The organism is Williamsia muralis (assembly GCF_051487485.1).
GTDB classification, from domain to species: domain Bacteria; phylum Actinomycetota; class Actinomycetes; order Mycobacteriales; family Mycobacteriaceae; genus Williamsia; species Williamsia muralis_B.
On record NZ_JAHVCV010000008.1, the window covers coordinates 149,257 to 169,467 of the forward strand.

Annotated in this window: 18 protein-coding genes; 13 read left to right on the forward strand and 5 right to left on the reverse strand. The window is 65.1% G+C overall.

What is annotated here, in order from left to right:
* Positions 1 to 40 precede the first annotated feature (40 nt).
* Both KXR83_RS21115 and KXR83_RS21120 read left to right on the forward strand, forming a co-directional pair.
* Entirely contained in the window at positions 41 to 409 is a 369-nt protein-coding gene (locus KXR83_RS21115) for a YciI family protein (protein WP_437426509.1), read from the forward strand.
* Entirely contained in the window at positions 400 to 1,629 is a 1,230-nt protein-coding gene (locus tag KXR83_RS21120) for an RNA polymerase sigma factor (RefSeq protein ID WP_437426510.1), read from the forward strand. Before KXR83_RS21115 ends, KXR83_RS21120 begins: the two co-directional genes overlap by 10 nt.
* Positions 1,630 to 1,632: 3 nt before the next feature.
* Here KXR83_RS21120 and KXR83_RS21125 read toward each other — a convergent pair whose 3' ends face one another.
* On the reverse strand, positions 1,633 to 2,835 hold the full coding sequence (locus KXR83_RS21125) for an NADH:flavin oxidoreductase (protein ID WP_437426511.1): 1,203 nt from the start codon (positions 2,833 to 2,835) through the stop codon (positions 1,633 to 1,635).
* A gap of 178 nt (positions 2,836 to 3,013) precedes the next feature.
* On the opposite strand from KXR83_RS21125, the gene KXR83_RS21130 reads away from it, so the two are divergent.
* The 4 genes from KXR83_RS21130 (at position 3,014) to KXR83_RS21145 (ending at position 8,070) form a co-directional block, all read left to right on the forward strand.
* A complete protein-coding gene (locus tag KXR83_RS21130) occupies positions 3,014 to 3,187 on the forward strand; it encodes a hypothetical protein (RefSeq protein WP_437426512.1) in 174 nt (57 codons plus the stop codon).
* Between the two features lie 98 nt (positions 3,188 to 3,285).
* A complete protein-coding gene (lpdA, locus tag KXR83_RS21135) occupies positions 3,286 to 4,671 on the forward strand; it encodes a dihydrolipoyl dehydrogenase (RefSeq protein ID WP_437426513.1) in 1,386 nt (461 codons plus the stop codon).
* Positions 4,672 to 4,678: 7 nt separating this feature from the next.
* Complete coding sequence (locus tag KXR83_RS21140; RefSeq protein ID WP_437426514.1) at positions 4,679 to 5,587, forward strand: DNA-3-methyladenine glycosylase family protein; 909 nt, start codon at positions 4,679 to 4,681, stop codon at positions 5,585 to 5,587.
* Between the two features lie 374 nt (positions 5,588 to 5,961).
* The gene (locus KXR83_RS21145) at positions 5,962 to 8,070 is read left to right on the forward strand and encodes a RecQ family ATP-dependent DNA helicase (RefSeq protein WP_437426515.1); all 2,109 of its coding nucleotides are present in this window, start codon (positions 5,962 to 5,964) and stop codon (positions 8,068 to 8,070) included.
* A 24-nt stretch (positions 8,071 to 8,094) separates the two neighbouring features.
* Here the strand turns inward: KXR83_RS21145 and KXR83_RS21150 are convergent, their stop codons facing one another.
* A complete protein-coding gene (locus KXR83_RS21150; protein ID WP_437426516.1) occupies positions 8,095 to 9,537 on the reverse strand; it encodes an amidase in 1,443 nt (480 codons plus the stop codon).
* Between the two features lie 72 nt (positions 9,538 to 9,609).
* Here KXR83_RS21150 and KXR83_RS21155 point away from each other — a divergent pair, with 72 nt between their 5' ends.
* Together KXR83_RS21155 and KXR83_RS21160 are read left to right on the forward strand one after the other, a co-directional pair.
* A complete protein-coding gene (locus KXR83_RS21155) occupies positions 9,610 to 10,371 on the forward strand; it encodes a FadR/GntR family transcriptional regulator (RefSeq protein WP_437426517.1) in 762 nt (253 codons plus the stop codon).
* A 112-nt stretch (positions 10,372 to 10,483) separates the two neighbouring features.
* Positions 10,484 to 11,062, forward strand: a complete 579-nt coding sequence (locus KXR83_RS21160) for a sterol desaturase family protein (protein WP_437426607.1) — start codon at positions 10,484 to 10,486, stop codon at positions 11,060 to 11,062.
* Between the two features lie 26 nt (positions 11,063 to 11,088).
* Here KXR83_RS21160 and KXR83_RS21165 read toward each other — a convergent pair whose 3' ends face one another.
* Both KXR83_RS21165 and KXR83_RS21170 read right to left on the reverse strand, forming a co-directional pair.
* The gene (locus KXR83_RS21165; protein ID WP_437426608.1) at positions 11,089 to 11,808 is read right to left on the reverse strand and encodes a class I SAM-dependent methyltransferase; all 720 of its coding nucleotides are present in this window, start codon (positions 11,806 to 11,808) and stop codon (positions 11,089 to 11,091) included.
* A gap of 26 nt (positions 11,809 to 11,834) precedes the next feature.
* A complete protein-coding gene (locus KXR83_RS21170; RefSeq protein WP_437426518.1) occupies positions 11,835 to 12,365 on the reverse strand; it encodes a carboxymuconolactone decarboxylase family protein in 531 nt (176 codons plus the stop codon).
* Between the two features lie 200 nt (positions 12,366 to 12,565).
* On the opposite strand from KXR83_RS21170, the gene KXR83_RS21175 reads away from it, so the two are divergent.
* Together KXR83_RS21175 and KXR83_RS21180 are read left to right on the forward strand one after the other, a co-directional pair.
* Positions 12,566 to 13,984 (forward strand): ABC transporter permease subunit, encoded by a 1,419-nt coding sequence (locus tag KXR83_RS21175; protein ID WP_437426609.1) that lies wholly within the window; start codon positions 12,566 to 12,568, stop codon positions 13,982 to 13,984.
* Positions 13,981 to 14,760 carry an amino acid ABC transporter ATP-binding protein gene (locus tag KXR83_RS21180; protein ID WP_437426519.1) on the forward strand — a complete coding sequence of 260 codons (780 nt, stop codon included), beginning with the start codon at positions 13,981 to 13,983 and terminating at the stop codon, positions 14,758 to 14,760. Before KXR83_RS21175 ends, KXR83_RS21180 begins: the two co-directional genes overlap by 4 nt.
* 17 nt (positions 14,761 to 14,777) lie before the next feature.
* Here the strand turns inward: KXR83_RS21180 and ramB are convergent, their stop codons facing one another.
* Positions 14,778 to 16,187, reverse strand: a complete 1,410-nt coding sequence (gene ramB / locus KXR83_RS21185; RefSeq protein ID WP_437426520.1) for an acetate metabolism transcriptional regulator RamB — start codon at positions 16,185 to 16,187, stop codon at positions 14,778 to 14,780.
* Positions 16,188 to 16,318: 131 nt separating this feature from the next.
* On the opposite strand from ramB, the gene KXR83_RS21190 reads away from it, so the two are divergent.
* The 3 genes from KXR83_RS21190 (at position 16,319) to KXR83_RS21200 (ending at position 19,835) form a co-directional block, all read left to right on the forward strand.
* Positions 16,319 to 17,029, forward strand: coding sequence for a hypothetical protein (locus KXR83_RS21190; RefSeq protein WP_437426521.1), 711 nt, complete (start codon positions 16,319 to 16,321; stop codon positions 17,027 to 17,029).
* A 419-nt stretch (positions 17,030 to 17,448) separates the two neighbouring features.
* Complete coding sequence (gene aceA / locus KXR83_RS21195) at positions 17,449 to 18,744, forward strand: isocitrate lyase (protein ID WP_437426522.1); 1,296 nt, start codon at positions 17,449 to 17,451, stop codon at positions 18,742 to 18,744.
* A 203-nt stretch (positions 18,745 to 18,947) separates the two neighbouring features.
* Positions 18,948 to 19,835, forward strand: coding sequence for a 3-hydroxybutyryl-CoA dehydrogenase (locus KXR83_RS21200; protein ID WP_437426523.1), 888 nt, complete (start codon positions 18,948 to 18,950; stop codon positions 19,833 to 19,835).
* Positions 19,836 to 20,211: the final 376 nt, after the last annotated feature.

Here is a 20,211-nt window from a genome sequence, read left to right on the forward strand (position 1 = left end):
AGATCCACCACACTGAGACTGCAGAACACGAGGAGATCCCATGCGTTACTCGCTACTGATGAACTACGCCGAGCCGAATCCGGGGGAGGTGTCGGAGGAGAACATCGCCGAAGCCCAGCGGGCGTTTGGGGTGTACGCCCGTGCCCTCGAATCGGCAGGGGTGCTGATTGCCGCCGAAGTGCTCGCCTCCGCGGCCGCGACGACAACGCTCTCTCTCAGAGACGGCAGTCTGCAAATACAGGACGGACCGTTCGCCGACACCAAGGAAGCCCTTGCCGGTGTGTTCGTCATCGACGTCCCCGACCTCGACGCTGCGCTTGCCTGGGCGGAGAAATGCCCGGGCGCACAGTTCGGGGTGATCGAGATCCGCCCTGCCGCCACGTCTTTCGTCGACGGTTCGTGGACCTGAGCACCGAACCGGCGAAGGTGCGGGCGGCAGAGGCCGCCCGCACCTCATACGGTCGACTGGTCGCACTACTGGCCGCTGCAGATGGGGATGTTCCCGCTGCCGAAGACGCGCTCGCCGACGCATTCGAGCGAGCCCTGACACGCTGGCCCGTCGATGGCGTGCCGGCCAATCCCGACGCGTGGCTGCTCACCGTCGCCCGCAACCGCAGAAGAGACAGGTGGAGGTCGGCGGCCGAACGGTCCACCACCACCCTCGATCCGGTTCGCGACGCACAGGTCCACATCGACCACATCGATCCCGACGAGATCGAAGACCGCAGGCTTGCCCTGATGCTGGTGTGCGCCCATCCGGCGATCAACACGGCCATGCACACGCCTCTCATGCTCAACACGGTGCTCGGCTTCACCGCCGATCAGATCGGTGGCGCGTTCTCCGTGCCGACCACCGCGATGGCGGCCCGACTGGTACGTGCCAAACGGCGCATCAAAGCGGCGCGGATTCCTTTTGTCGTACCTGATGCGGCAGCGCTGCCGTCTCGGATGGCGGCGGTGCTCGAAGCCGTCTACGGCGCGTTCGCCATCGATTGGCACAGCGGGGGCACGGCGACACGCGACTCGCTGACCGCCGAGGCGCTACACCTCGCCGAGACCCTCAGCGCCCTGGCGCCCGACGACGCCGAAGCCCATGGCCTCGCGGCGCTGATCAACCTGTCGAATGCCCGGTTGCTGGCCAGGTTCGACGTCCACGGTCGGCTGGTGCCGCTGGCCGAGCAGGACACGACCCGGTGGGACGGGCACCTGATCGATCGCGGGATGTCGCATCTCCACGCGGCGCACCGCATCGGAGCACTCGGACGTTTCCAGCTGGAAGCGGCGATCAGCTCACTGCACTGCGCGCGCAAGGTCACCGGCACGACGGATTGGCCTGCCATCCGGGATCTGTACCTCATCTTGCGGGCCGTGGCGCCGACCCTCGGGGGTGCCGTCGCGTTGGCAGCGGTCACGGCCGAGGTCGATGGCGCGCAAGCTGCGCTGACCATGCTCGACGACCTCGGCGACAAGACCGGACACTTTCAGCCGGCCTGGTCCACCCGGGCCCACCTGCTCGAAGAAGTCGGGCGCGCAAGCGAATCGGTGGCCGCCTACGGCAAGGCGATCTCGCTGACAGCCGACCCGGCCGAACGCGCATATCTTCAGACCCGGCTCGCCCGGCTCACATGAGGATCAGGCCGGCGCCACGACATTGCCGTGCGCAACCCGTTCACCGGTGCGGATGGGACACCGGGTGTGGGAGTAGATGGTCGGCATACACAGATTGCAATGGATGCACTGCGACACCGTCGACGGGTCGGCCTCGATGCGCAGTGGCAGATCGGGTTCGCGAAGCAGCGCGCGGCCCATCGCCACGAACTCGAAGCCTTCCGCCATGGCCGTGTCCATCGAAGCGCGGTCGGTGATTCCGCCGAGCAGGATCAGCGGCATGGAGACGGCCTCACGCAACTGCCGGGAGAGCGGCAGGAGATAGCCGGGGTGGTAGTCGTACTCCTTGAGGAAGAAGGGGCCGACTGCCTTGAGCCCCCACCGCATCACGCCCTTGAACGAGGCAGCGAACTCCTTGCGGGGCGCATCGCCGTGGAACAGATACATCGGATTGAGGAGCGAACTGCCCGCGGTCGGTTCGAGGGCGTCGAGGTGGCCGTCGGATTCGAGGAGTCTGCCGACCTGGCAGGCCTCGTCGACCTGCAGACTTCCGGGGAAGCCGTCGTACATGCTGAGCTTCGCCCATACCGCGGCCTCATCGCCGACCTCATCGCGTACCGCCTCGGCGATCTCGCGGCAGAACCTGGCGCGGTTCACCAAGGTTCCGCCGTACTCGTCATGGCGACGGTTGAGCAGCGGGCTGAGAAAGCTGCTGGCCAGATAGTTGTGGCCGAAGTGGATCTCGAGGCCGTCGAAACCGCTGTCCACCGCTATGCGGGCCGCGCGGCGGAACTTCACAAGCATCGATGCGATGTCGTCGGTGGTGACCTTGCGGCACAGGGTCATGCCCATCGGCGCGGGAATCCGCGACGGCGCCAAGGCTCTGGCCTGATTGGAGATGGGGTTGGCCACGGGTCCCGCGTGACCCAATTGAGCTGCGGCGAGCGCGCCTTCGGCGTGGATCGCGTCGGTCAGTTTCTGTAGCCCGGGTATCGCCTCCGGTCGCATCCAGATCTGATGGCGGTCGGTTCGGCCCTCGGGCGACACGGCGCAGTAGGCGACCGTTGTCATCGCCACCCCGCCGGCTGCCACCTCCCGGTGGAACTCGATCAACTCGGGCGTGACCAGCGCCTCGGGCGTGGCGCCCTCGAAAGTGGCGCACTTGATCAGGCGATTCTTCAATCGCAGAGGACCTAGCGAGGCTGGTTCGAACGGTGTGGGCTGCACCCCTGGGACCGTAGCGCGGTTTGGGATCGCAAACAAGAACACGTTCTAGTTGGTTTTCTGCCGATTCAATCCGTGTGCCGCCCGGCGCCGAACCTTTGATGAGACGATTTCGTGGTGTCGGCGAATGGCCGTGGACACAGGGCGATGTCCCGCACGCGCACCAAGCAGGAGCATGCAGATGAGTTCACAGCGAGATCGAGGACAGCACGGGCAGGACGGTCGGGACGACGAGCTACGCCGGTACGTGACCGATCTCCCGTTCGACCCCGGTGTCGACGACGCGGTCGCGGACACCGATGACTCTGACATGCCCAAGCGTCCTGACCGCTGGCTGTGGATTCCTACGTGTTGAACGCCCGCTGTGCCCGGACGTGTTCGCTGTGAACGAAGACTGCTCCCACTAGGGGTATCTGTCAGCGCCCGCAGGTGCGGCGACGTAGGGTGGACGTCGTGGCTGAACACTTTGACACAGTTGTCCTCGGCGGAGGTCCGGGAGGTTACGTCGCCGCGATCCGGCTGGCGCAACTCGGACAGAAAACCGCAGTAATCGAAGAGAAATATTGGGGCGGGGTGTGCCTCAACGTCGGATGCATCCCATCCAAGGCGTTGCTGCGTAACGCAGAACTCGCGCACGTCTTCAATCATCAGGCCAAGACCTTCGGGATCTCCGGCGACGTCACCTTCGATTTCGGTGCTGCGTTCGACCGCAGCCGCCAGGTCGCGGACAAGATGGTCAAGGGCGTTCACTTCTTGATGAAGAAGAACAAGATCACCGAGATCGACGGCTTCGGCGAGTTCACCGACGCGAAGACCATCAAGGTCGGCGACCGTGAGATCACGTTCGACAATGTGATCATCTCGGTGGGCGCCACCGTGAAACTTCTTCCCGGCGTCGAGCTGTCGGAGAACGTGGTCACCTACGAAGACCAGATCCTCACCCGTGAGCTGCCCGACTCGATTGTCATCGTCGGCGCCGGCGCCATCGGTATGGAGTTCGGCTACGTTCTGGCGAACTACGGGGCCGACGTCACCATCGTCGAGTTCCTCGACCGTGTCCTGCCCAACGAGGACAAGGACTCGTCGAAGGAACTCGCGAAGGCGTACAAGAAACTCGGTGTCAAGATCCTCACCTCCACCCGGGTGCAGTCGATCGACGACCAGGGATCGCAGGTGGTCGTCAAGTACACCGACGCCAAGGACAAAGACGGAGAGCTCACCGTCGACAAGGTGCTGATGTCGGTGGGCTTCGCGCCGCGCCTCGACGGCTACGGCCTGGACAAGACCGGTGTCGAGGTGACCGACCGCGGCGCGATCGCGATCGACGATTACATGCGCACCAACGTCGACGGCATCTTCGCCATCGGTGACGTGACCGGGAAGCTGATGCTGGCCCACGTCGCCGAAGCGCAGGGTGTGGTGGCCGCAGAGACCATAGGCGGCGCCGAGACGATGATCATCGACGACTACCGGATGATGCCGCGCGCCACCTTCTGCCAGCCGCAGGTCGCCTCGTTCGGACTGACCGAGGACCAGGCGAAAGAAGAAGGCTACGACGTCAAGGTGTCCGCCTTCCCGTTCACCGCGAACGGCAAGGCGCAGGGGCTCGGCGAGCCCACCGGCTTCGTCAAGCTCATCACCGACAACACCCACGGCGAGCTGATCGGCGGGCACCTCGTGGGCGACAACGTCTCCGAGATGCTGCCCGAGCTCACGCTGGCCCAGAAGTGGGATCTGACGGCGACCGAGCTGGCGCGGAACGTGCACACCCACCCGACGATGTCTGAGGCGATGCAGGAAACCTTCCACGGTGCCATCGGGCACATGATCAACCTCTAGACATCTCATGTCGATCGTAGGGCCCGGCGAGATCTCGCCGGGCCCCACGCATTTGTCCCGCGAGTGGATTCCGCAGGGGCCGTTGAACATTCGTGCCACGTTGAGTCTGCATCGTCGCGGTAGCGGTGATCCGTCGTTCAAGTACGCACCGAACGGGTCGATCTGGCGGGCCATCCACACCCCCGACGGGCCCGGCACACTGGCCGTGTCGCGGTCGGGTGATGCAGTGGTCGGCAGGGCGTGGGGGCCCGGCGCGCAGTGGTTGTTTCACCAGATGCCCCAGATGCTGGGCAGCGACGACAACGCCGACGAGTTCGTCGCGCATCACGATGTGATCGCCGGACTGGCACATCAGGGTCAGGGGCTGCGCATCGGCCGCACCGACCGGGTGTGGGAGGCACTGGCGGCAGCCGTCCTGGAGCAGAAGGTGACCGGCCGCGAAGCCTGGCGGGCCTGGCGATACATCGTGCGTAAATACGGTGAACCTGCACCCGGCTCGCCGAGCATGAAGGTGCCGCCGCCGCAACAAGTGTGGCGCGAGATCCCGCAGTGGGAATGGCACGCCAGCGGCGCCGAACCGGCCCGGCGCAAGACCATCGTCCGAGCCGCAGGGTACGACGTCGAACGCAAGGCCGACAAACTCCACCTGCTCCGAGGGGTCGGGCCGTGGACGGCCGCCGAAACGAGGGTTCGCGCGGTCGGTGACGCAGACGCGGTACCGGTCGGGGACTATCACATCCCGTCCCAGGTCGGCAACGCGCTGATCGGTGAGGCGATCGACGACGACCGCATGCTGGAACTACTCGAACCCTATGCGGGACATCGCTACCGGGTGATCCGGCTCATCGAGCTGTACATGCCGATGCCCGCCCGTCGCGGTCCGAGGATGTACACGCGGGACTACCGCAACATGTGATCCGGCGCTCGGGGTGCTGGGGTTTGCTCGGTCTGTAGTGCGAGCGACGACGAGGTTTGTGAGTTGCGCGGGTGGGCTGTGCGGGGTGCTCCTGTTTGCTCGGTCTGCGGGGCGAGCTTTGGCGAGGTTCGTGAGTTGCGCGGGTGGGGTGTGCGGGGTTCTGGTGGTTGCTCGGTCGGCGGCGTGAGCTTTGGCGAGGGTCGTGAGCGGGGCGGGTGGGCTGTGCGGGGTTCTGGGGTTTGCTCGGTCTGCGGGGCGAGCTTCGACGAATTGGGTGAGCGGCCGCGGACCTCTGGTGCGGCATGGCACCGCGGATTTGCGCGGGGCCTTCCGCCGATAGAGACGTTGTCGTAGAAGCAGGGCACGATGGGGCAATGACCACGGGAACCGGAACCACAGCCACACGTGCGCAGGCCCAGGAGATCCTCGAGCAACTGGCAGGCCCGGCCGCGACGTTGCGCGACGACCAGTGGACGGCGATCGAGGCGCTGGTCGTGCAGCGGCGCCGCGCACTGGTGGTGCAGCGCACGGGCTGGGGAAAATCCGCCGTCTACTTCATCGCGGCCAAACTCCTGCGTGCCGAGGGCCGCGGCGCCACGGTCATCGTCTCGCCGCTGCTGGCCCTGATGCGCAACCAGGTTGCGTCGGCAGAGCGGGCCGGCGTCAAGGCCGCGACCATCAATTCGGGCAATGTCACCGAGTGGGACGACATCCACCAGCGGGTGGCCGAGGGTGACCTCGACGTCCTGCTCGTGAGTCCGGAGCGCTTGAACAACCCGGACTTCCGCGACAACGTGCTGCCGTCCCTCGCCGCCGACGCCGGGCTCGTGGTGGTGGACGAGGCGCATTGTGTGTCGGACTGGGGCCACGACTTCCGGCCTGATTACCGGCGCATCCGCACGCTGGTTGCCGAACTGGGTACGGACGTGCCGGTGCTCGCCACCACCGCGACCGCCAACGACCGGGTGGTCGACGATGTGGCCGCCCAGCTCGGGGTGGGTGGCGGAGACACGCTGGTGCTGTGTGGTGGCCTCGACCGCGAGTCGCTGCACCTGTCGGTGGTGAAGGTCGCGACCTCGGCCGAGCGGGTGGCTTGGCTTGCCGCACACATCGGTTCGATCGAAGGATCAGGCATCATCTACACGCTCACCGTCGCGGCGGCCCGCGACGTGGCGACGCTGCTCACCGACATGGGCCACCAGGTCGCGGCCTACACGGGATCCACCGACGCGGCCGAGCGCGAACAGCTCGAGGCCGACCTCCTCGCCAACCGGGTGAAGGCCTTGGTGGCCACCTCGGCCCTCGGCATGGGTTTCGACAAGCCGGACCTCGGCTTTGTCGTTCACCTCGGCGCGCCGTCGTCGCCGATCGCCTATTACCAGCAGGTCGGCCGCGCGGGCCGCTCCACGGCGAGCGCCGAGGTGATCCTGCTGCCGGGCAGCGAAGATCAGGAGATCTGGCGCTACTTCGCATCGGTGGCCTTCCCTCCGGAAGCGTTGGTGCGCAGGGTGATCGAGGCGCTCGACACCGAGCGACCACAATCGACGCCGGCGTTGGAGCCGCTGGTCGACCTCGGGCGGTCGCGGCTGGAGATGGTGCTCAAGGTACTCGACGTCGACGGGGCGGTTCGACGGGTCAAGGGCGGCTGGCTGGGTACCGGCCAGCCCTGGACGTACGACGAGGCGCGGTACGAGAAGCTCGAGCAGGCACGCCGCCGCGAACAGCAGGCGATGCTCGACTACCAGGACACCGACGGGTGCCGGATGGCGTTCCTGCGGGAACAATTGGACGACCCCGAACTGGAGTCTGGCAGCAAGTGCGGACGGTGCGACAACTGTGCAGGACAACGCTATTCGGCTGACGTCGACCGGGCGGCACTGGATGCGGCCCGCGAACAGTTGCAACGGCCGGGCGTCGAGCTGGCCCCACGCAAGCAATGGCCATCGGGAATGAAGAAGCTCGGTGTGGAGCTGTCCGGCAAGATCAAAGACGGTCCCGAGATGGGCCGCGTCATCGGCCGTCTCACCGACCTGGGCTGGGGTACGCGCCTGCGCCGGCTGCTCGACGAGCCGGACGCCCCGGCCCCGGACGAGGTGATCAAGGCAGCTGTCGCGGTTCTGGCGGCCTGGCCGTGGCAGAACCGGCCCACAGCCATCATGGGGCTCGACTCTGACACCCACCCGATCCTGATCGGTTCGGTCACCGACCGCTTGTCGGAACTGGGCCGACTGACCAACCTCGGCACGCTGCGGTATGCGCCGGACCGGCGGCCGGTGACTGCCGCCAACTCCGCATATCGTGTTGCCGCACTTGCTGACTCGTGGGTCGATCCGGACCCGGCGGTGCTCTCCGAAGTGGCGGGGCCAGTGCTGTTGGTCGACGACATCGCCGACACCGGATGGACCTTGACGATGGCCGCACGCCAGGTGCGCCGGGCCGGTGCGATCGAGGTGTTGCCGTTCGCGCTGGCAAGCGTGAGCTAGGCGCCGCCGAAGTGCGGGGGTGGCTCAGCCGGTTGCCTGCACCTGGTCCTGGATACGGGCGAAGGGACGCGCTGCCTCGAGCTCGAACGCCAACTCCAGAAGGGTTCGTTCGTCACCATGTGCCGCCGAGAAATGTACTCCGATGGGCAGGCCGCCGGTGGTGCGACCCATCGGTAGCGACATGGCCGGACCACCGGCAGCGTTGTTCAACGGGGTGAAGCTCACGTAGTTGACCAAGCGAGGGAACATCACGTCGAATCCTGCTGCGGGGGAGAGGTATCCGAGCTCCGGGGTGGTGTGTCCGAGAACCGGCGACAACACGATATCGAGGTCGGTGAATGCCTCGCGGTACTGGCGTTCGCTTCTCTTGAGGCCACGGATCGACAACGGCGTCAGCCAAGGCCGGCGGACGAACTGCCGCGCAAGGCCTTTGGTCAGCGAGTCCGTCTTCGACTTGTCGAACGGGGACCCCGTCACCCGACCGCCGAAATGCTGGGTGGAGAACGCCATCAGGGCCCAGTAGTGGATGAAGTCGCGAACAAAGGTCTGATCGGTGGGAATCGTGATGTCGCGGATGTCGTGACCCAGCGATGCCAGCAGCGCTGCCGTGTCGTCGACGGCCGATTTGGTTTCTGCGTCGGTGGGTTCGCCTGCGATGGAATCGGTGATCAATCCGATCCGCAGACGTCGCTCGGATGGACCTTCGACCTTGCCCACGCGGGGCAACTTCGCGGCGGGCCGGAACTGTTCGATTGCTGCGACGAAGGCGGCGGTGTCGCGCACGGTACGGGTCACCGCGTTGTTCGACACGATGTCGACCGGCATCTGCTTGCCCTGCAACGACTGCACCTCGCGGCCGCGCGTCAACTTGAGGCCGACCAATCCGCATGCAGCAGCCGGGATACGGATCGACCCGCCGCCGTCGTTGGCGTGAGCGATCGGCACCACGCCTGCAGCGACCAGGGCGGCCGACCCGCCGGATGAGGCACCGGCGGAATAGGCGGTGTTCCACGGATTGCGGGTGGGCGGCAGGTGCTGGAACTCGGTGGTCGCGTTGAAGCCGAACTCGGGCAGGGTGGTCTTGCCCAGCATCGTCATGCCTGAGGCGAGGTACTGCTCGGCGTACGGCTCCGTGGTGGCCTTGACCTTCGGGCGAACGGCTTCGGAGCCGTGGCCCGTGGGCAGGCCGGCGATATCGGTGTTGTCCTTGATGAAGGTCGGGACCCCAGCGAAAACTCCAGCGAACACCCCGTCGGCCGGCCGCTCGGAGGCAGTGCGGGCGCGGTCGTAGTCCGTCACCACGATTGCGTTGAGTTCGGGATTCACCTTTTCCGCGCGGGCGATGGCGGCCTCGGTTGCCTCGCGCGCGCTGATCTCACCTGCGGCGATCGCTGCGGCCAGTGACGTGGCGTCGTGTTCGCCGAGCGCGTCGTCGGTGAACGCGTGGACGTGGGTTCGGTCGGTCATGGACTCACGCTAGCTCACCCATATTGGTAAGACCACTTGACCTATAGCCGGGTCGCTTCTATCGTCGGACCCATGCCGTTCGAACCGATCAAACATCGCAGCGTGCCCGAAGACGTGTTCGAGCAGATCGTCGACGGAGTGCTCAGCGGGGATCTGCCCGCAGGCCAGAACCTGCCCAGCGAGCGGGAGTTGGCCCGAGTGCTGGGTGTGTCGAGACCGGCCATTCGTGAGGCCATGAAGCGTGTGGCCGCGGCAGGCCTGGTCAGCATCAAGCAGGGTGGGGGCACCACAGTCCAGGACGTCAGAAGGTTCGGCGGGCTCGACCTGCTTCCGCGACTGCTCTTTCGAGGAGGCGAACTCGATGTGTCCGTGGCCCGCTCGGTGGTGGAGGCCAGGGCGCACATCGGACCCAAAGTGGCCGAACTGGCTGCACAGCGTGCGAACGACACCCAGATAGGCGCCGCGCGGTCGGCGGCGCAGAAGCTCGCCGACACTGCAGAGCCCGTAGCGCAACAGGTTGCCGCGCTTGACTTCTGGGACGCGGTGGTCGACGGTGCCGACTCGATCACCTTCCGGCTCTTGTACAACACCATGCGGGCCGCTTACGAGCCGGCGTTGTCAGCGTTCGCGGTGGCGCTGGCTGACGAAGTCGGCAACGCCGACGGTTACCGCGCGATCGTCGAGGCGATCGCGGATCGCGATCCTGCGGCGGCCACCAAGGCGGCCGCCACTCTGCTCGAACCCGCCACATCGATCTTGATGTCGGCGTTCGGAGACATGGAGACCTTGCTGCGCGAGGGGACAGTCGATACGGAGGACACCGATGACATCTGACCGTCGAGCCCATGATCGGGTTCGTAAAGACGAGCAGGGGCGATCGAGCACTCGCCGTGGACTGACCCTCGGGGCCGCGTTCGGCGAGTTCGTGCGACATCCCACCCCGTGGATGATCGCGGTGCTGTTCGCCGGTTCCGGTACAGCCCGCGTGCTGGTGGCCGATTGGCAGTGGACCGATGCAGTGATACCGGCGGTGATGGTCGCGTCATTCCCGTTGGCGGAGTGGATCATTCACATCGGTGTTCTCCACTGGCGCCCAAGATCGGTCGGTTCGCTGAAGGTCGATTCACTGCTCTCGCGCAAACACCGCGAACACCACCGAGATCCGCGGAACATACCGCTGATCTTCATCCCGTGGCAGGTGCTCTGCGTCGTGATCCCGGTCGCAGTCCTGATCGGCGTCTTCGCGTTCGGACCGCTCGGGCTGGGACTGACATTCCTGACCACGCTGGGTGCGCTGGGGCTCGTCTACGAGTGGACGCACTATCTGATCCATACCGACTACAAGCCGAAAAGCCGTCTGTACAAGGCGACGTGGCGCAATCACCGGTTTCATCACTACAAGAACGAGCACTACTGGTTCACCGTGACCACCTCCGGTACCGCCGACCGGCTATTGGGAACGGACCCTGATCCCGAATCGGTCGAGAAATCACCGACGGCGAAAAACCTTCACGCCCTGAGTTGACCCCGTTGCTCCGGCGCTCGAGGTGTTCAGCCGGGTTTGCGCGCAGTGACGTACTGGGCCTGGCCCGTGACGGTCTGTTCGATGTCGACAAGACCGGCTGCCCGCAGTCGGTCGGTCACCTCGTTCTGTTCGAAGAGGTGGTAGCCGCTCCGGCCGGCGACAAACGACACGCCCGGAAGCGATGTGAGTGGGGTGCGCAGTGAGGTGAAGACCGCAACCTCGCCCTGCGGCGCCGTCACCCGGGCGAGCTCATCGAGCACCACACCGGGGTCGGGAACGAGGTAGAGGGCGGCGAGGCAGCAGACGGTGTCGAATGTGCCGTCGGGAAACGGTATTTCGTGTGCGTCGGCGCGGATGTATGCCACTCGTGGACCGCTGTTGGTGCGCACCGCCCGTTCGATCATCGGAACCGAGAAGTCCAGACCCACGCACACTCCCTCCCCGGTCAGCTGATCGGACAGTGTGCGGGTGTAATTGCCGGGGCCGCATGCCACGTCGAGGATGGTGCGGTCGCCGGCGCGGCCCAGACGCGCGACCAGTTGCCGGTCGAACTCTTTTGTGGATGTGCCGCCGAGGCTGAACAGTCGGGTGAACACCGGCCGCCATGCCCGCTCATAGATGGTGGCGAACACCGGGTTCTGCATGATCGACAAGCTGGTGCTCGCAGCGGGCTCGGGTGGTCCCAGCAGGTCGAGGTAACCCCGGCTGTCGTCGATGGGCCCGGGCACCCGCGCCGGGTCGAGCATGTCGCGAATCTTGTCGGTGGCGGCGCTCAATGGTCACGCTCGATGCGCAACGTTCCGATCGTGGTGGCCAGCGAATCGTATTGACCGACGAGCAGGACGAACTCGATGAGCCGGCGGTCGTCGAGATGCGCCGACAGCTCTTTCCACGTCACGTCGCTCAGATCCTTGGTACCCACCAGCTCGTCGACCGCGCGCAGCAACGCCAATTCTTTGCCTGACCATCCCGCCTCGGGCCCCTGGAGGATCCGCGAGAATTCCGCCTCGTCGATGCCTGCTCGCTTACCGAGACGCTTGTGGTGGTCGAGTTCGTACTCGCAGGTGCGCAGATGAGCGGTTCTGATGATCACCATTTCGGTGTCGTGCCGAGCCATTGAGCCGAAAGGCATCATCTTCGACGAATAGTGCAGCCATCCACGAAAGAGGCCCTTGCCGCGGCCCAGCGTGGAGAACAGGTGCATGTCGGACAGGCCGAGGGTGCGCGCGGCACCCTTGCTGATCACCCAGTTGACCGGTCCGAGCTGACGAAGGTTTCCGGGGTCGATCCGTTGTGAACTCACCAGGCCAACCTATCGGAGTGCCGCCGACCCGGAGTCGCACACAATCATTTGAGATCCTGAACAGCGTCGCCGGCATTCGGTGTACCTGAATGTCGCCGAGCGGGGGATTCGGGCAGAGTTGATCGGGGCGGCTTGATGATCGAGGAGTGGAGCAACTCGTGCGTCGGATACTGATCGTGGTCGGGGCCGCGTTGGCGGCCATGGCCGTTCTTGCCGGGTGCGGCGGCGGCGATGTCGGTGGTTTTGCCGAACTCGAGAAATCAGGTGTGCTGCGGGTGGGGACCGAGGGCACGTATGCGCCCTTCAGCTACCACGACTCCCAGACCGGCGAACTGGTCGGCTACGACGTCGACGTCGCAAAGGCTGTGGGCGACAAGCTCGGTCTGCGGGTGGAGTTCGTCGAGGTGCCCTTCGACTCGATCTTCGCCGCTCTCGAGGCCGACCGCTTCGATGTGGTGGCCAATCAGGTCACCATCACCGATGAGCGCAAGGCGAAATACGACCTGTCGGAGCCCTACGCGATCGGAGAGGGCGTGATCGTCACCAAGGCCGACGACACGTCCATCACGTCGCTGGCCGACCTCCGAGGCAAGACCACCGCGCAGACGGAGACCAGCAACTGGGCCGGGGTGGCGCGAGACGCCGGGGCGACCGTCGAGTCGGTGGACGGTTTCACTCCCGCGATCAAACTGCTCAACCAGGGCCGGGTGCAGGCCACGGTCAACGACAGTCTCTCGGTGCTCGCCTACCAGGCCACCACCGGCGACACCAGCATCAAGATCGCCGCGAACATCGGGGAGCGCTCTGAACAGGCGTTTGCCGCCCGCAAGGACAGCGGACTGCTCGACAACATCAACGGCGCGCTGGACGAGCTCCGGGCGGACGGAACCCTCGAGGAGATCTCGCAGACCTATCTCGACGCCAACGCAGCCGGCACGTCCGAGGAGAAGACGGCACCGAGCACGTGGGAACTCATCGCCGACAACCTCTGGCCGATGGCCAAGGCCACCATCACCGTCACCATCCCGCTGACGGCGATCAGCTTCTTCTTCGGATTGGTCATCGCGCTCGGTGTCGCCCTGGCCAGGATGTCGAGGAACCGTGCCATCTCCTCGGTGGCCCGGATCTACATATCCCTGATCCGAGGCACCCCGTTGCTGGTGCAGCTATTCATCATCTTCTACGCACTGCCCGAACTGAACATCCTCATCAATCCGTTCCCGGCCGCGGCAATCGCGTTCAGCCTCAACGTCGGTGGCTACGCGGCTGAGATCATCAGGGCGGCCATCGGCAGCATTCCCAAGGGCCAGTGGGAGGCCGCGGAGACGATCGGGATGGGCTACACCACCGCCCTCCGGCGCATCATCTTGCCTCAGGCTCTGCGCACGGCTGTTCCGCCCCTCTCCAACACTCTGATCTCGTTGGTGAAAGACACTTCGCTGGCCTCGACGATCCTGGTGACCGAGCTTCTACGGACCGCACAGATCGCGGCAGCCCCCGCCTTCGAGTACTTCGCCCTCTACGGCACCGCCGCCCTGTATTACTGGATTGTGTGCCTTGCACTGTCCTTTGTGCAGGGACGCCTCGAGTTCCGACTGGACAGGTTTGTGGCCAAATGACCGATCTCCGTAAATCCCAGCCCACCGGCGACCTGGTCACCGTCACCGGTCTCTCCAAATCATTCGGCGACAACCACGTACTCCGGGGCATCGACTTCACCGTTGCGACCGGATCGGTCACCACGCTGATCGGCCCTTCCGGATCAGGCAAGACGACCATCCTGCGCTCGCTCAACGCACTCGACATCCCCGACGGCGGCCAGGTCTCCATCGCCGACGTCGCGGTCGACTTCGACGCACCGGTCGCCAAGCCTCTGCTGGTTCGTTACCGCGCGCAGTCGGGCATGGTGTTCCAGGGACACAATCTGTTTCCGCACAAGACGGTGCTGGAGAACATCATCGAGGGCCCGACGATCGTGCAGAAGCGCCCGCGCGACGAGGTCATCACCGAGGCCAAGGCATTGCTGGAGCAAGTCGGCCTCACCGACAAGCGGGACCAGTACCCGCACCAACTGTCCGGTGGCCAGCAGCAGCGCGTGGGAATCGCCCGGGCGCTCGCACTCAAGCCCAAACTGATGCTGTTCGACGAGCCCACGTCATCCCTGGACCCCGAGCTGGTGGGGGAGGTGCTCGGGGTGATGAAAGACCTTGCCGCACAGGGTTGGACGATGATCGTGGTGACCCACGAAATCCACTTCGCGCAGAAGGTCGCCGACCAGGTGCTGTTCGCCGACGGCGGGGTGGTGTTGGAGAAGGGACCACCTGCTGAGGTCATCGGCGCACCCAAACACCAACGGACCAAGCAGTTCCTGCGGCGGATCCTCGATCCGGTCTAGGTCCTGACGGCTCGGGTTCAGCGCACCAGGTACGGCGAGACGGTGCTGCGGTGCTCGTCGATGTCCAGCTTGACGCCGAGCGCAGGAAAGGCTCGCTGCGGGCAATTGACCCGTTCACAGACCCGGCACCCGGCACCGATCGGGGTCACGTTGGCCTGCGGACCGATCTCGAGACCGTCGGAGTACACGAGCCGCGCCGCATGACGTTGCTCGCAACCCAGCCCGATAGCAAAAGTCTTGCCGGGCTGGCCGAACCGGGCCGCCCGCCGCTCGACGGTGCGCGCCACCCAGAGGTAGTTGCGACCGTCGGGCATCTGGGCGATCTGGATCTGAATCTTGCCTGGTGAGCCGAACGTCTCGTACACGTTCCACAGCGGGCACGTCCCGCCGCTATTCGAGAAGTGGAAACCGGTGGCGGACTGCCGTTTCGACATGTTGCCGGCGCGGTCGACGCGCACAAACGTGAACGGCACACCGCGCAGGTTGGGACGTTGCAGGGTGGACAGCCGATGGCAGATCGTCTCGTACGACACCGAGAAGAACGCCGAGAGTCGCTCGATGTCGTAGCGATAATCCTCTGCGGCACCGTGGAACTGAGAATAGGGCAGCACCGCGGCGGCAGCGTAGTAGTTGGCCATCCCGAGCAGGGCCAGCCGCCGGGCCTCGTCGGAGGTGAAGTTGCCCTCGTCGACCATCTGACGCATGAGGTCGCCGCACTCGAGGTGCCCGAGTTCGGCCGCCAGCTTGAACACCCGCTGTCCCTGGGAGAGGTGCCCCGAGATCTCCAGACGTCGTGTGTCCGGGTCGAATCGGTGCAGCACGGTGTCACCCAGGTCGACGCGTCGCACGATCTGTACCCCGTGCACCGTCTGCAGTCGGTCGGTGATCTCGTGCCGGACGTCGCCGGAGTGCATCCGCATGCGGGTGGTGAGCTCCTCGGCAGCGGTGTCGAGCTCATGGAGGTAGTTGTGGCGCTGATAGAAGTAGTCGCGCACCTCTTCGTGCGGTGCGCTGATCGAACCGCGCATGCTGCCGTCGCCCCGGTCGTCGGTTGCGGCTGCGAGCTGATCGGTGGCGTTCCGATACCTGCGGTGCAGGTTCACCATGGCCTTGGCGAGCTCGGGATGGCTGGCGACCAGATCCGTGATCTCTTGAGCGTCGGCGTTGGCGCCCACGTCCTCGTCCATCACCACCTCACGCACCTCGGCGATCAGTCGCGCATTGTCCTGAGAATCGAAGAATGAGGTGTCGACGCCGAACACCTCGCTGATCTTGAGAAGCACGGGAGACGTCAGAGGTCGTGCGTCGTGCTCGATCTGGTTGAGATACGACGGGGAGATGTCCAGTGACTGCGCCAGGGCAACCTGGGAGATGCCGCGCTCGGAGCGCAGCTGTCGCAGTCGGGCGCCGACGTAGGTCTTGGGCATCCTTCTAGCGTAGGCGGCTCGCGATCGACGCCAGGTGTGCCGCAACGAGGTCGACCAGCGAGTTGCCCGAACGGATGCGCTGCGGTGGCTGTGCTGACGTGGTCGCCGGCGGGACTGTCTAACCTGTGGGGGTGTTGCGCAGACGAGCAGGTGCAGGCGTCATCGTCCTGACGGTGCTGGCCCTGATCAGTGCCGCATGCGGCGACGATTCCACAGATGACGATCCCGCATCGTCCTCGTCGGAGGAACCGACAAGTCTTGCGGACAAGTTGCTGCCGGCCCGTGAGTTCCCGGACGGATATCAGCCGACGGAGTTGGGAATCATCGATCTCCGCGATCAGAACGCGGCCGCCCTGGCCGCGGCGCAGACCGCCGTGTTCGAACTGGCGCAGTGCCGGCCCACCGCCGACGCCGATCTCAACGAACAACTCGATGGGTCCAACGCGGCCGTGTCGGCACGCCAATCCCCGGTCGGGAACACGATTACCGAGCTCGTGACCACTGCGGTCAGGGACATCGACGCGGATGTCCGGACGAGTACCGGCGCGTGCGCCAGGGTCACCGTCACGATCACGCAGGGGAGCACTGCGGGCACCACGGTGGTGACCGACAATCAGCGGCTGAGCCCGCCGCCGTTGCCGACGTCAGTGTCGTTGTTGGTGAAGTCGACCGCGACGACGACGTATCCCGGTGGCCGTACCGACGTCCAGCAGACCTTGGCCGGCTACGCGGTCGTCGACGGGACCACGGTGCAAGTGGTGGCCATCTCGTCCGAAGGTGGGATGAGCGACCTCGGCTTCTCGGACTTGTTCAAGCGCGCGGTCCTCCGCGCTGCGGCCTGACTCTCTGGCATCGGCCGGGCACTGCTGGTGTCTGATTCTGTGTGTGATTATGGTCACCCCAGTTGCTCTGCGGCCGGTCGTCGGCGCCGGTTGAGTGTTGCTCACGGTCACAGGAATCGAGTGGGAGGCCCTGCTGCAAAATCCCAGTACGCGCGTACTTTTTGTGTACTGGAGAGTAGTTAATTGCGGCCGGTTCACAGCCGGATCTTCGCAAAGTTTGCAAAACAGTGGGAAAAGCTGGCCCGAATTCACACGAGACAACCTGTGGACCTGCGGATTTGTGTGTGGCACTCTCGGTTAAGGCACCGCCTCGCCAGGGTGAAGAAGTTGTTAATTTGCCCCGATCAGGTTCGGCTGGGCTCCGGACCCACCGGAGCGGGCCACTACACCAGCAAGCTAACGAAAATGGAGTGCGAGATATGAGCACCGTCGGAAAACCAAGGACTGCCGAAGAGATCCAGCAGGACTGGGACACCAATCCTCGTTGGAAGGGCATCACCCGCGACTACACCGCGGAGTCGGTCGCGAACCTCCAGGGTTCTGTGGTCGAAGAGCAGACCCTCGCGCGCCGTGGCGCCGAGATCCTCTGGGAGGGTGTCACCCAGGGTGACGGCAGCTACATCAACGCACTCGGTGCCCTGACCGGTAACCAGGCTGTGCAGCAGGTTCGCGCCGGCCTCAAGGCCGTGTACCTCTCCGGCTGGCAGGTCGCCGGCGACGCCAACCTCTCGGGCCACACCTACCCGGACCAGTCGCTGTACCCCGCGAACTCGGTTCCCTCGGTCGTCCGTCGCATCAACAACGCTCTGCTGCGCGCCGACGAGATCGCCCGCGTCGAGGGTGACAACACCGTCGACAACTGGGTTGTCCCCATCGTCGCCGACGGTGAAGCCGGCTTCGGTGGCGCGCTGAACGTCTACGAGCTGCAGAAGGCCATGATCGCCGCTGGTGCCGCCGGCACCCACTGGGAAGACCAGCTGGCTTCGGAGAAGAAGTGCGGCCACCTCGGTGGCAAGGTGCTCATCCCGACCCAGCAGCACATCCGCACCCTGAGCGCCGCGCGCCTGGCTGCAGACGTCGCCAACGTCCCGACCGTGGTCATCGCCCGCACCGACGCCGAGGCCGCAACACTGATCACCTCCGACGTCGACGATCGGGACAAGAAGTTCGTCACCGGCGAGCGCACCGCCGAGGGCTACTACCACGTCAAGAACGGCATCGAGCCGTGCATCGAGCGCGCCAAGTCGTACGCGCCGTACGCCGACATGATCTGGATGGAGACCGGTACCCCCGACCTCGAACTGGCTCGCAAGTTCGCCGAGGCCGTCAAGAGCGAGTTCCCGGACCAGCTGCTGTCCTACAACTGCAGCCCGTCGTTCAACTGGAGCAAGCACCTCGACGATTCCACGATCGCGAAGTTCCAGAACGAGCTCGGCGCCATGGGATTCACGTTCCAGTTCATCACCCTGGCCGGCTTCCACTCGCTCAACTACGGCATGTTCGATCTCGCCTACGGTTACGCCCGCGAGCAGATGACGGCGTTCGTCGACCTGCAGAACCGCGAGTTCAAGGCCGCCGACGAGCGTGGCTTCACCGCCGTCAAGCACCAGCGTGAGGTCGGCGCCGGCTACTTCGACAACATCGCCACCACCGTCGATCCCACCAGCAGCACCACCGCGCTGGCAGGAAGCACCGAAGAAGGCCAATTCCACTAGAGCTGGACCACCTCTCTGGGACTTTGGCGAACTAGTCAGGCGGCTCGCGACTACCGTTGCGGGCCGCCTGCTGGTTTTCGGGTGAGTTCTGGGCATGCCCCACAAGGGTTACCCTCCTCTCGCCTTTGGTGTTGATTCTGAATGTGCAGAGATCCACTGCGCAGTCAAAGATGTTGTTTTGCAAGTAGTTTGAGGAGCTTGTTGTGAGCGAGAAGATTTCGCGGGTCGGCGTGATCGGTGCCGGTCAGATGGGCGCAGGCATTGCCGAGGTCTGTGCCCGGGCGCACGCCGACGTGTTGGTGTACGAGACGACCCGCGAGCTCGCAGCCGCCGGAAGATCCCGCATCCTGCGATCCCTTGATCGCGGTGTGAGCAGCGGAAAGCTCACCGAACGCGAACGGGAGCAGGCCTCCGCGCGGCTGCGGTTCACCACCGATCTGGGCGACTTCGCTGACCGGCAGATGGTGTGTGAGGCAGTGATCGAAGACGAATCGATCAAGACCGAGATCTTCAAGCAACTCGACAAAGTGGTCACCGACCCGAATGCCGTGCTCGCTTCCAACACCTCCTCGATCCCGATCATGAAGCTCGGCATGGCCACAGCCAATGCCGACCGCGTGATCGGCATGCACTTCTTCAACCCGGTTCCGGTACTCCCACTCGTGGAACTGGTGACCACGTTGATGACCTCGCCCGAGGTGACCACGCGCGCAGAACAATTCGCACGCGACATCCTGGGCAAAGAAGTGGTCCGATCGGCAGATCGCTCCGGATTTGTTGTGAACGCACTCCTGGTTCCCTACCTACTCTCCGCAATTCGCATGGTGGAGAGCGGATTTGCCACGGTGGAAGACATCGACAAGGCCATGGTGCTCGGCTGTGCCCACCCGATGGGACCGCTCAAACTGAGTGACCTCGTCGGTCTCGACACGGTCAAGGCGATCGCCGACAAGATGTACGAAGAGTTCAAGGAACCGCTGTACGCCCCACCCCCGGTGTTGCTGCGCATGGTGGAGGCGGGCCGGCTCGGCAAGAAGTCCGGCCACGGGTTCTACAAGTACGAGTCCACGAAGACCGGCGTCAAGAACTGACAGGCTGGACGCCCGAGTACAACGCATTGCGGTCGGAGGTCAGTCACGCGGTGAAGGCGGCGGCTGCTGTGTAATTGGCTCGCTTCGCTCGCGGGCTGACGGCCTGTGTCGCGTGCTCTTCCTTCGTCGACTCGGTCGCTGCGCTCCCTCGCTCCTCTGTCCAGAGCACGCGGGCCGTCTGCCGGGCGGTGTGAGCCATCGGTGACAGCAGTGCTTGCCGACGCACGCGTTTGTGCCTCGCGCCCGTGTCCAAACATGGGCGTGAGGCACAGACAGGTGCGGGAGTAGATGCGGGAAGCGACAGTCGGGACGCGGTTGGGGTTCTCCACCAACATCGTCCCCAAGACCTTGCATCGAGGGCGCATTCCCGTCCATG